Raw genomic sequence first — 13,409 nt, 5'->3', positions numbered from 1 at the left:
TGTCGCTCCAGCGGCTGCTAACAATGTGTAATCTGGCGACGTTCCCGGTGTTCCCGTTGGTGGTGCACTATTGACCACATAGGTGCTTCCTTCAAACGTGACGACTTGACCAACTGAATAGCCAGGCGCAGCTACTGGATCAAAGATGACCACTCCTCCTAATCCTACTCCGGTTGCTCCCGTTATCCCTTGGATTCCGGTCACTCCTGTTACCCCAGTGGCACCTGTCGGGCCGGTGACACCTACTCCTGTTACTCCTGCTGGGCCCGTAACTCCCATCGCTCCAGAAGCAGCTAACAATGTATAATCTCCTGAGGTTCCTGGCGTTCCCGTTGGTGGCGCACTATTCACCACATACGTGCTTCCTTCAAAGGTCACCACTTGACCGACTGGATAGCCTGGGGCCGCTACTGGATCAAACGCTATCACTCCATCTAATCCTACTCCGGTTGCTCCCGTTACACCTTGAATTCCGGTCGCTCCTGTAATCCCAGTGACTCCTGTTGGTCCTTGGATTCCGGTCACTCCTATTGCCCCAGTAGCACCTGTCGGGCCGGTGCCGCCTACTCCTGTCGCTCCTGTTACTCCCGCTGGGCCAGTAACTCCAGTCGCACCAGCGCGAGCTAACAATGTATAATCTCCTGAGGTTCCCGGTGTTCCTGTTGGCGGTGCACTATTCACCACATAGGTGCTTCCTTCAAACGTCACCACTTGACTGATTGCATAGCTTGATGCCGCTGTTGGATCAAATGCTACGATTCCTACTAGCCCTACCCCTGTTGCTCCGGTTGGACCGGGTATGCCTGTCGCTCCCGTTACTCCTGCTGGGCCGGTAACTCCAGTTGCTCCGGTTGGGCCTATAGGTCCTCTTGGACCAGTAACTCCTCTTCCCGATCCATTATCAAAAGGATTCTTCCTTCCATTATTTATTAAATTTGATTGATTATTATATCGCCTACAGTTTCTATCATTCGAAAACCTAGTCATTTACATACTCCTCTCAAGCTACTTCTATTAAAATATGTAAAAATCACTAGAAGAAACACGGCTCTTTTACTATAAAATTTCATTCTAATTCATTAAATAAAAGTACTAATCGACCTCATTTAACCAACATAATAATAAAAAAACGTCCCATAGAGTTTATAAACTCTAAAGGACGTTCTTCTTATTTAGAATTTTAAATTACCATTCTATCGTAACAGGTCCTAATAATCCTGACGGTAATGCTATTTGATCCATTTCGTTCGCTTTACTATTTGTAACTTCCACTAATAAGGTGTTTTCTCCTTTTTCAATATAGGAAGAAGGAACTTCGAATGTATAAGGTGCCCACATTTTGGTAGAAAGGTGCTTCCCATTAATAATAACGTTAGCAATTTCATATACTTCGCCTAAATGTAGAGTCACTGATTGACATTCCTCCATATGAAAGTTTGTCTCATAATGAACTGTCCCCGAGAAGTACTTCATATTTTCCCAACCCGTCCAAGATTGTAAGCTTTTTTGTTTAAAACCTTTGATGTCCCACGTCGTTAGAGCTCTCTGCTGCTTCTCATGTATTTCTTTCTCTTCAAGATTTCGTTGGGATGACTCTAAGCTATTATTTACAGAAAAAATGATTGACTCTCTTCTTTCTAAAAGAAACGGAACTTCGTTTGATGCCTCACCTTGATTAACGCCTACTTCTAAAATCTCACCCTTCCAAGCGTTCCATTGCTCGACCTTACCTGTTTCGTTTAAATACAAAGAACCTTCTATTCTTTCCTCCCCTTCATTTACTAATACAAAAAAAGAGGTTTCATGTTTACGTACATGACTTACACGAAGATCTTTGTGAGTCGGAAATACATGAAAAGGCTGATGCCTACCTTTTGTTAGTACAGTAAGTAAGTCGTCAATATTAGAAAGAGTACAATAATTAGCTCCTTGTATCTTCATGTCATGATCTATTAAGACAACTTTCCCACCCTCGTTTATAAAATCTTCTAGCTTTTTAATCAATCTATCTTGTAACGAATATTCTTTTTCTATTAATAAAATAGAATAAGTCTGTTTTTGAATATGAATTTTGCCATTACTCCATTTTACTTCATCCATTAGAAGTGCTTCTTCTAAGTAATTAAATTCTAACTGATTTTCATATAATGGCTTAGCTGACATCCAAGGAAGATGATCTTCTCTACATAAAATCGCGATATCTGCGCTGTTTACACTATCGGTCATCATCCAGCTCATTCTTTTTATATATTGAGCAAATTCCTTATAAAATGGCCACCAACTATTATTTCTCCCTACATCCGGCGGTCTTTCGTGACTTCTACTTCTCTCATTAACGGAATAGTAAAAAGCATGAGGGGAAATAAGATTAACGCCACGAATAAAAAGCCAGTCAAAATACCATTTCATATCTCCCGCACTTAAATTCCAACTATTGTCTTTTCCACAAACACCTAATACTTCATTTAAATTACGCCTTCTACCGTGGTGTCTAGCTGCATCAGCTGAACATTTCCCTGCAGTCGAGTGAGGACCTGTTATAGCTAACTCATCCTCTGGTGCTACCCACCTCCAGACAACATCCTGACCTGGAATTTGAAAATATTTCAAAAGACCAATATCATCACTGGCAGCTGGATGTCCAGTCAGGGCTATTCCATGGGTATGACACCATTCACTTATTGGCTTATAGTACGTTTCTGTTAATCGTTTATTAACGGTTTTTCTATAGCTTTCTCTTATTTCACTCGTTTGAGAACCTACTTCCAACCATAATGCTGGTAAGTATTCTTCTCGATTGCCTGACTCCAGATAGTAGGAAAGAAATTGTTCACTCCATGGTTTCAGGCCAGGTAGTGAATTTCTCCCAAGCATATCTGGCTCATCGGTAAACATTGCAATGATCGTATTACCAAAATGTGATTCCAAATTAGAATAATATACCTCATGAGTAAGTCGTATATAGGCTTCTACCGCTTCTGGTTTTAACAAATCTGCCGATGCAGGAGCGAACTTTTCACCGTCATCCTGTCCATAATGTATTCCTCTGATAGTTCCTTTTGAGAAAATTTGTTTAAATACTAAGACAGACCATTGAGAATCATTTGGTGGAGTAAAGTGAACTTTTTCTTGATTTGGGCTCAAAACCTTAGAATGTTCCATATTAATATTTCCTGTACTATCTTTTTCAACCGCTTGTACAGATACGATTTCTTCACCTTTATCTATGCTAAGGGAAATTTGATTTTCTCCGGCTTTACAAGCATATTCCTGCATTTGAAGACCCTTGCTTGCATATAGTGGATTTTCTTGTACAACCTGACCATTAGCAGAGCCAGATGGATACATGCCTTCATCGTATAAAATGACCGTCATATTTAAACGAGCTGCCTCATTTATTGCAGTAGATACTAATTCCATAAATCTCTCGGATAAATAACCAATTTCTTTCGGAATACCAATTCTAGGATGAAGAACAAATCCTGTAACGCCTTTTTCATAAAAATCTTGAAGTTGTGAAAGGATTTCATCACTTTCTAAATAATCGTTCCAAAACCAAAAAGGAATAGGAGTAAATTCTTCCGATGGGTTAATAAACGATTTCTTTAAATGCTCCAAAATGACACCCACTTTCAATCTTTTATAGTATTAATTCGTCAAAAATAAGTCAGAGCTCTGAAAGTATTCCTTCCCTTCTGTCTAATAGCCAACTTCGTAATTGAACCGTTTCAATACCCGCTAATAATACAATTCCCGTTCCGTGTGTATCATTGAGTATCCATGTTAAATCATGCTTATAATAGTCACCTGTAAAAGAATAGCCTGAACCTTGGCAGACTCCGTAAACATTACCTAGTTTATCAATTGAAATCTGCTCCATCGCTTTCCAGCTTTTAAAGACGGATTGTACATAAGGGGTCGGCTGTTCATACCATCCTTGTTGAATTCCTTTTGAAAAAGCATAAATGAACATAGAGGTGCACGAAGTTTCTTCATAAGATTCAAAATCGGTTAGTACCTGGTGCCACATACCACTCTCACCCTGCAAGGATAAAAACCCTTCCGAAAGTTCACGGAAAAAGCTTAAAAGCTCTGGACGTTTTTTATGATTTTCAGGTAAAACTAATAATAGCTCGGCCAACGAAAAAATAACCCAACCATTCCCTCTACCCCATGGTATATTAGTGGTTGTATTAAATTTATAATCATATACATGCGACATAATCTTCAAATCTGACATATACATATATTTTTTATAACTAATAAATTGATGAATGGCATCCTCTAGATAGACTGGGTCGTTTGTTTTCTTATAATATTGACTTAAAAAGAACGTTCCCATATAAAGGTCATCACACCAAAGTGTATCCTTCATAAAATCAACGCTTCCAAAACGGCGATAAAGTGTCCCGTCTTCTAATCGGTCTTGAATATGTGTAATATGATTGGCAACATCCTTTGCTATCAAGGAACTGTCAGTGATCTCTGCATCTTCACTAGAAATAAGCATAGTAGCACCAAAAGAACCACAATCATCTAAGCTATCGATCGCCGATAATTGATTATTAACTCCTGCTGCTCCATATTGAGTTTTATCCCATAAGGAGTAGCGGTATAAAGAAGTGGAAGTTTCAATGTGCTTAATCACATAATCGATAATATCCTGTCTTTTTATTACTCTTCCTGTTTGAAGTAGCCCATACAAAGTGACACCTAAAGGATAATCCCATTTTCCAAACAAAGAATTCTCTAAATAAGGTCGGACAACTAGTCGATTTTGATTAAGCTTATAATAGACTGGCCCATCAATTCCTTCCTTTAACGCTTCTTTAGTCTTTATACTATTTAAATCGAGTGCTTTTTCTCTTTTAAAAGGTCCTGTCAGCACCCAAGAATCTATTGCTCCTTTAATAGGAAACGGACTTATGATAGACAATTCTTCTGGAAGTTGCAGACTAAAATTCCAATCGTCTTCTAAAGCATAGCTTTGGACGAAAAGCTCATAATCCCCATAAGATAAAGATATTTGAAATTCAAAATGACCCACTTCTTTTATAGAACATACCTTCTCATGATTAATAAAAACAGAAAGGGCTCCTTTTGATTGACCCTTGATCGTGAATAGCTTTTCATCTACCTCTTGAACCGAAAGCTTTGTCCAAGCAATTGCATATCCATCATTGATTCCTGGATAACAATCTCCTAAATGTACCATTTGATCCTGGCCATGATGGTTTAACTTAGGTAACCATTTTTCTTTTGCCAGACTTACGGATTCTTCAGTAGGAAGTATTTCTAAAGGTTGATCAAGAGGTTCAGTAAAGACCCAGCCCTCTTGTCCTTCTCTTTCTTTCGTTGGGGATAAAAAGTGCATAGGATGACGTTTAAATGAACCGGTTCCAAAAATGCCACCAATTCCTGAAGTAGTCTTTCTAAAACGAAGAAGAAAAAAGTTCCAGCCTTTTATTAGTGTTAATCGAAGTCCTATTCTTTTTTTAGGATCAAGCTCTTCCACTATTGATGAACGATAAACCTGCTCTCCATTAAGATATAGAACAGCAGGTCCATAGCAATTTATTGCGAACATTAAGGGGGCGTCCGTGTCCTGCCATAATTTGGCCCAAGCATACACATATTGTCCATCTTCACATTCTGGGAATTTTTGTTGTAATGCGAAATCATATCGATAATCTTTTAATCGCTTAAACCCTTCCGTATGAAAAGCACGGTAAGTAATAGGATGTGCAGGGTTACTTCCCATATATCGGTTTGAAATGGTTGCTAAAGTCGCTTCCACATTATTTTCTAATTTAGAATAAATACTTTCATTAATAGGAAAATAAGGTTCCATCTACTCACTCCAAATGGTTTTTTAATCATTCCTAGATAAGAAAAAAGCATAAAATATATACTAAAGTTTTTTTACTATTCCGTAGGCATTAGAGAGCACCTCAAAATCATGGGCGCTCTTTCCTCAAATCCCACAGAAGTCGATTCTATTTTGCTATAAAATGATTTTTCACAGCACACTCTATCGGTTATAGCAAAGATTAACCTTTTACAGAACCTAACAACATTCCTTTGGCAAAATGCTTTTGCAAGAAAGGATACACACACATAATTGGAACAGTCGCTACAACAATAACGGCTAACTTTAATGATTCATCCGGCTGCTCAACAAGAGAATCTACCTCACCGAAGGTCATATCTGCCATTGTCATAATGTTTTGTAATAACAGCATGACTGGATATTTCGCATTATCTGATATATAGAGGAGGGCATTAAAATAATCTCCCCAATATTGAACGGCATAGAAAAGAGTAAACGTTGCAATAATCGGTTTGGAAAGTGGTAGGGCTATCTTCCAAAACACGCCAATATCTGTACACCCATCAATCCTTGCCGCTTCCTCTAGTTCATTTGGAAGAGTACGGAAAAAGGAAATAACAAGTATGAGCCACATTGGATTCATCGCAATAGGTAAAATAAGTGCCCATAAAGAGTTAAGTAGTCCTAAATCACGAACTAAAATATATGTCGGAATCATTCCACCTTGGAAAATGATCGTGAAAATAATTAAATAAATAAAAATAGAATGTCCCAAAATTCTTGCTTTTGACAGAGCATATCCCATAGTCAGAGTTAAACTTAAACTAACAATGGTTCCTGCTACCGTTACTAATATTGAAACACCAATACTTCGAACAAAAGTGGGAGTAGAGAAAATATACTCATACGCACTTAAAGTAAACGTTTCTGGAATTATATAAAAGGCTCTTCTTGCTAATTCAGCCTCTGTTGATAGTGAACCAGCAAATACATATAGAAAAGGAACAATCATGGTCAAGGCAATAATTGCTAAAATGATATGATTGAAAACATCAAAGACTCTACCAGCTGGTGTATTATGTGATTTCATACCCTTTTTACCTCCATTCTCAAATTCTTAAAACAGCGTATTTTGATCTAATTTCTTAGCAATGTATCGAGTTAACAAAATTAAAACGATCCCTACTACTCCTTTAAATAGACCAACTGCTGTACTATGACTGAACGCACCTTGTGTAATACCGGTAAAATAAATATAAACATCAAATACATCGGCAACTGATCGGTTTAAGGCGTTCGTCATTAAGTAAATTTGCTGAAATCCTTGATCAAGGAAATTCCCCATTCTTAAAATCAACATAATAACAACCACATGGCGAATGGCAGGTAGTGTTACATGCCACATTCTTCTAAAGCGTCCGGCTCCATCCACAATAGCTGCCTCATATTGTTCTTTACTCACACTCGTTAAGGCTGCTAAGAAAATAATGGTACCGAAACCTGCATCTTTCCAGATTTGCTGTCCAATAATCATCGTACGGAACCAATCTGGATCTCCTAGAATATTAACTGAAACCCCAAATATGCTTTGAATTAATGTAAAAACGACTCCACCACTTGTTGTAAAAAATACATAAGTTAAAGAAGCAACAATTACCCACGAAAGGAAGTTCGGGATATAGATAAGCGTCTGAATTGTTCTTTTATATGGATTAAATCGAATTTCATTTAATAATAATGCCAAGATAATTGGTGCTGGAAACACGAAAACAAGTTCATAAAGTCCTAACATCAATGTATTTCTTAGAACCCGATAAAAATCAGGATTTTCAAACAACCTTGTAAAATGATCAAAGCCAACCCATTCACTACCCCAGAATCCTAGAAAGGGTGAGTAGTTTTGAAAGGCAATAAGAGATCCCCACATTGGTACATATTTAAAAAGAATAAACCATACGAGACCAGGTAATAGAAGGAAATATAACCACCTATCTCTTTTGATCATTTGCCATTTTGATATTTTCTTGATTTTTATGACGTCCTGAGAGCTTGGATTTACTTCAGAATTTGCCATTTCATATCTCCTTTCTGTGATGAAAAGCAGGGGGGATTAGCCACCTGCTTCATCAGAATTACCTCAATTTTGAGCATCTTGAGCAACTTGATACGCTTCATTAATTTCTGCAATATATTGCTCTCCGCCGTCTCTAAACCATCTTTCTACTTCTTGATCAAATCCAGCTTCGTCAAGTTGACCAACGATAAATTTGATTCGAGCATCTGAAATGATGTTGTCTAATTGCGTTCCTCTTTCAGTGTAAGTAGGAGAGATTAATGGTTCTGCTGGGTTAGGAACAACAATATCCATGTTTTCTTCAATAACTTCTGTCGCACGGTCTTGAAGTGCTGTTTTAGTTGGCATTAAGAAGTTCTCTTCTGGAATCGCCATTTGGAATTGATTCAAGTCACGAACTTCTCTATCAAATAAATCGCCACCATCTTCTTGAGAAGTAATTACAAGCTCTCCATCAACAATCTCATGGTGAACTCCTTCTACTCCGTTATAAGCAAGGTTTTGTGGTACTTCATCATTTAAATCATTTAAGAATTTTAATACTCGTCTTAATTCATCTTCTGTTTTAACAGCCGTAGTCGAAATAGCAAGCATTCCACTATAACCAGCTGTTGGTTTATTTCTTAAAACACCATCAGAACCTGATACAGCTCCGATAACATCTAAAATTTGATCTTCTTCTGTGTAGTTTTCAGTAATACGGTTTTGTAGACGGTTTGCTTGGTCAGCTACATCGACTACTACACCAGCTGATTGATTGACGATAGGGTCAAACCATTGACCAGAATCCATAATAGCAAAGTCTTGGTTAACTAAACCTTCATCATATAACTTTTTAAAGAACTCTAAAGACTCTTTGTACTCATCAAATAAGAAATCAGGTTTTAATTCATCGTTTTCATCAAAGCCCCACTCATTAGGAACTCCCATCCATACTTGGATAACATCCCATGGCCCTTCCCATTCAGAAACAACCATTCCGTAAGTATCATCTTCTCCATTACCATCTGGGTCATCATAAGTAAAAGCTCTTAATACTTCATAGAAATCATCAATTGTTTCAGGATAATCTAATCCTAAATTATCTAACCACTCTGTATTGATAGTCATTGCATTTCTTCCTAGAGGTCTTGCACGATAAACTCCATAAATTCGGCCGTCAATCGTTGTATTATTTAAAACAATATCATTAGCTTGACTTAAGTGCTCATAGTCATCTAAATAATCCGTTAAATCCCAAAATGCTCCATCCCTTGCTGCATTAATAAAGCTTGGTTCTTTGTTTGCAACAATAATGTGAGGCAAATCGTTAGAAGCTAATGTTACATTAAAACGATCTTCATAGTTTGCATTCGCAACTAACTGTAAGTTAATGTCCATATTTGTATAATCTTCAATGGCTTCTAATGCTGGACTTCCACTTTCAATTGGTGTTGGTGAGAATGATGGTGCCATAATGGTTACAGACATTCTCTCTTCTTCGCCTTCTGAATCACCATTATTACCTGTTTCAGAACTAGAATCATCGCTACATGCTGCTAATGCGACAACTAAAGCTAAAACCAAAAATGGTCCTCCCAAGTATCGTGATAAATTTGCTTTCACTTTGCAATTCCCCCTTATATAATCATTTATTCTCCAGTGAAGATAACCAAATCATGTTTGGTCGCTATCACTGACTCTAATATAAAACGCTTACATTTTTCCGGCAATATTCATTTTTTGTCCTTAATATTAAAAAAGAAAAAATAGCTGAATGTATTGAGATAACGCTGTTTCCACACGGTTTTTAACACTTTTTCATTCTTTAACACTTTTTTGCAAAGCAATGATTTCTTATAAAAAGCAACAAAAAGGACCATCTTTCTTATAAGAAGTTGGTCCTAGCTTCTTTATTGTACATTCGTTTGAGATTCTTGTTCTAATTCTAAAATAGCCTGTTGTTTTTTCTCTACCTGTAAAAAAGTGTAGTACGTCGTCCACATAATGACAAGTGCGAATAAACTAATACCAAAGAAAGGAATAAAGATTGGGAAAATATATAGTATTTGTGAAACCACCACACATGCAATAACCGTAAAAATCGTCCGAATTGGTTTATACACAACCATAAACATTGCATTCTGTATGTGCCGCAATAGCTTTGTTTCATATTGAACCATTAAAGGGAACACATACAATGTCATGAGACCTACTAAAACCATAATTGCAATCATTGCATATCGAACAAATACAAAGATAAAGGCTGACTCTACTGAAAAAAAGCGAATATTAACAAATAGCATATACGCAGCAATTAACAGAAGAATACCGAACCCATTGGCTTTTAAAAACTCTTGTTTATATGTTTGCCAAAACTTAGAGAACACTTTAGGATCTCTGTCCATCAGCTTCTCTCTTAGTACTCCTAAAACAGCTACCGTACTCGGAGCCCAACCAAAGACAACCCCACCTAATAATGTAAAGCAAATCCACAAAAAGTTAAGATAGAGAAGTAATACAAAGTATTCCCCGAATTTGTAAAAGGCTATAATAAACCCACTTATTAAACCTTGATTCATGATGATCCTCTCCTCATGTAAACTTTAACCTATAAATAAAATCTAATGTTCAAACGATTTTCTAACTAGCTCATTAGCCATATTTTCTTATGAAGCGTCACTTACAGCTATTTCACTTGGGTAGAATCATTTCTTCTTTTTCTAAATTGACTTGGAGGTACACCAATGTGCTTTTTAAATATACGATTAAAATAGCTGTGACGATAACCTACCTGTTCAGCTATATCATTAATTTTTAAATCCGTATTAAGAAGAAGCTCTTTTGCTTTATCTAATCTCAACGTTGTTAGATATTCAATAAAATTAACACCAATCACCTTTTTGAAGGCTTTACTTAGTGTATAAGGGTTTGTATGAACATCTTCCGCACAACTTTCTAAAGAAATGTCCTCCATATATTTTGCTTGAATGATAGAACAAACCTGAACAACGATTTGCTTCATTTCAATATTAACTCTACCTTCTAAAGTTTCAATAAATGGCGTGATTACCTCATCTGTTAACCATCGAATCATTTGTTTAGGTTCGCCGATTAAAGCCACCTCTTCAAACATATTCTTACCATCAAATATCTCATCAGGATGAATACCTGCATGAATAATCTCGTGCTGAATGCTACTATAAAGCTGAGTAATACCAGGCTTTATATTAATGTCCTTGACACCTAGTTCTGTAACTTCTTCAATAAACATTTCAATTAACTTCTCTGTTTCATTTATTTGCCCCATTCGAATCGCTTGCAGAATCTCTTTCTCAATTTCAAAAGGATAATGAATTGGACTAATTTCCGTAATGGACTCCATAATTTGCAAATCTATGATTTGATTTTGATTTTCAAAGTTACGATATCTTTTTCCTTTTCTTACATCCTCAAATAAATAAGGAATCCTTTTTACGTTTTCTTCCGTTTTACTTATCGTAATGGTCACTTGCATTTCTAATACTCTATTTAGTACATCCATGATTTCTTTAGAGAACAATTGTAGTTCATCTCTTAATTTCTCTTGACGAGGATGAACCACCAATAATACGGCCGATAAGTCATATAAATTTAAAACATTACATTGTTTAAAGTGTTGCTCAGAAGCCTCTTCCGCAATATTTGTTAAGGCAAATGCTACTAAACTTTCACCCTGCTTTAATGCTTCTTTCTCTGAATCCTTCACACCTGAAACTTGAATATCAATAATCACGAAGCAGTGATCTTTTAACTCCCAGCCATACTGCTGCATTCGTTCTCGTAGCTCTTCCTCTTTGTAGTGGTATAAATAGCCTTGTATGAGCTGAGTTAAAAAGCTATTTTTTAATTGAGGAAGCTGGGTTGTTAACCGATTTTGTAAAGACAGGCTTTCATTTGAAAGCTCTTTAAACTGCTTTTCTATTAAAGTAAATTCATCTTCTAGCTTTCCTTCGTTCCAATTTCTTTCGGTATCCAACACTTTGACTAGCTTAGCAAGTGGACTATATATTCGCTTAGAAGCAACCCACGTTAGTATTAAAGCAACGAGTAAACCTGCACTACTAATGACAATAATAATCTGCGAAATTAAAACAAGTGGTGATGTAATTAATGACATAGGTGCAGCAGAAACGTAAGTCCACTCTGAATTTATTCGACGCATCGTTCCATAAGAAACAGAATACGACTCATCTTCATGCTGAAAAACAAATGAACCCTGTGATCCATTTACCTCTTCTTGAAAACGCTCTCGCAAATGACCAACAAAACCCGTTTCGCCTGTGCTATTATCAGATACTAACAATCTATTCTCACTATTAATTAAGAAAGTCGCTCCTTGATTATAAGGCGTTAAAGTTTTAATAAGTTCTGCCGTTTTATTGCGATTAAGTGTAACAATAATAGAGCCTATTGGATTACTACTGTTGCCTGGAAGAGTATGTGTTAAAACTAACGGCATAGAATCTGCAAAATCAGTTTCCTCTGGTATCTCATAAAGGCGATTCCAATCAATATTTTTGTGAGAGGATAAAAACGTTCTGTAAAAATCATATTCTTCACCAGCTATCACATTATAGCTAGGTTGAAAAAGCACAGGCGGGTTAGAATCAACAAACAGTTCAACATGATCAATCAATGGATGACTTCCTTGTAACACAAGTAGGGACCCTATGATGTCCCGAGTCTCCTGAAATTCAGTCACGAAATCGATATCTGCCAACGCCGCACTAAAACGCGGTTCAAATGCCCAGTTAGATAGCGAAATCTCTAAATAATCAAGCTGATCATTAATATTCTCAGCTCGCTGATATATTTGTTCTTCATGTAAATTTACTAACGATTTTTCAACCTCATGAACTCCAAACCAATAAATTCCTACACCGCTAATTAATCCAGGAATAAAAGTAACGACGAGTATTAAAATAAAATTATTACGAAAATACCTGCTCTTAAAACGCTCTTGTTTTTTTTGAGCTTTATTAAAAAAATTTAACACTCGTACTCACACCTTTTTTGAGTCCATCATCTGATGTAATCATTCAATTCTGATTTATAAAATAGATAAATGAAATGCCAATTCCATATAATTGAATCAATTTCATAATACATATCTTATAATGAAAACCGAACGATTTGGTTTTTCTTTAGGTAGATGCTTTCCCAAGGGCTTGTCTTCAGCTAACTCTGACTACGCAGAGCTTCGTCAGAGTGGATCTTCAGACTGCGCTCATCCTTTGGGAGTCACTACCTACCGTTTCAATCAAGAAATAAATTAAAAACGTTTAAAACATATTTTATAAAAAACGTTCGGTTTTATTCGTTTATAAAGCAATTATGAAATTCACTCAATTATTTATATTTTACACCTATATCCATTTATAGTACTAGTCATTTTTCTGATAATTCGACAAATATCTCTATAAAGCGCTTTCAACAAGTTTTAAATAAAACGCTAGCTTCATTCTTTTACAGTATAACAAATAA

General features: G+C 36.5%; 8 protein-coding genes. All 8 read right to left on the bottom strand.

Annotation, left to right across the window (positions count from 1 at the left end; genetic code table 11):
- Positions 1–987 (bottom strand): collagen-like domain-containing protein (locus AZF04_RS21745; protein ID WP_459543466.1); only part of this gene is annotated, 987 nt, incomplete at its 3' end.
- Between the two features lie 198 nt (positions 988–1,185).
- Positions 1,186–3,618, bottom strand: a complete 2,433-nt coding sequence (locus tag AZF04_RS06705; RefSeq protein WP_061948077.1) for a glycosyl hydrolase — start codon at positions 3,616–3,618, stop codon at positions 1,186–1,188.
- A gap of 49 nt (positions 3,619–3,667) precedes the next feature.
- Entirely contained in the window at positions 3,668–5,851 is a 2,184-nt protein-coding gene (locus AZF04_RS06700; RefSeq protein ID WP_061948076.1) for a glycoside hydrolase family 88/105 protein, read from the bottom strand.
- A 199-nt stretch (positions 5,852–6,050) separates the two neighbouring features.
- The gene (locus AZF04_RS06695; protein WP_045488214.1) at positions 6,051–6,920 is read right to left on the bottom strand and encodes a carbohydrate ABC transporter permease; all 870 of its coding nucleotides are present in this window, start codon (positions 6,918–6,920) and stop codon (positions 6,051–6,053) included.
- Between the two features lie 27 nt (positions 6,921–6,947).
- Positions 6,948–7,904, bottom strand: a complete 957-nt coding sequence (locus AZF04_RS06690) for an ABC transporter permease (RefSeq protein ID WP_045488211.1) — start codon at positions 7,902–7,904, stop codon at positions 6,948–6,950.
- A gap of 63 nt (positions 7,905–7,967) precedes the next feature.
- A complete protein-coding gene (locus AZF04_RS06685; protein ID WP_052340214.1) occupies positions 7,968–9,509 on the bottom strand; it encodes an extracellular solute-binding protein in 1,542 nt (513 codons plus the stop codon).
- A 287-nt stretch (positions 9,510–9,796) separates the two neighbouring features.
- A complete protein-coding gene (locus AZF04_RS06680; RefSeq protein WP_045488208.1) occupies positions 9,797–10,465 on the bottom strand; it encodes a YesL family protein in 669 nt (222 codons plus the stop codon).
- Between the two features lie 107 nt (positions 10,466–10,572).
- Entirely contained in the window at positions 10,573–12,921 is a 2,349-nt protein-coding gene (locus tag AZF04_RS06675; RefSeq protein WP_045488205.1) for an AraC family transcriptional regulator, read from the bottom strand.
- Positions 12,922–13,409 lie beyond the last annotated feature (488 nt).

The organism is Alkalihalobacillus trypoxylicola, from assembly GCF_001590785.1.
Classification (GTDB): Bacteria; Bacillota; Bacilli; order Bacillales; family Bacillaceae_D; genus Alkalihalobacillus; species Alkalihalobacillus trypoxylicola.
This window is presented reverse-complemented; position numbering and strand designations above follow the sequence as displayed.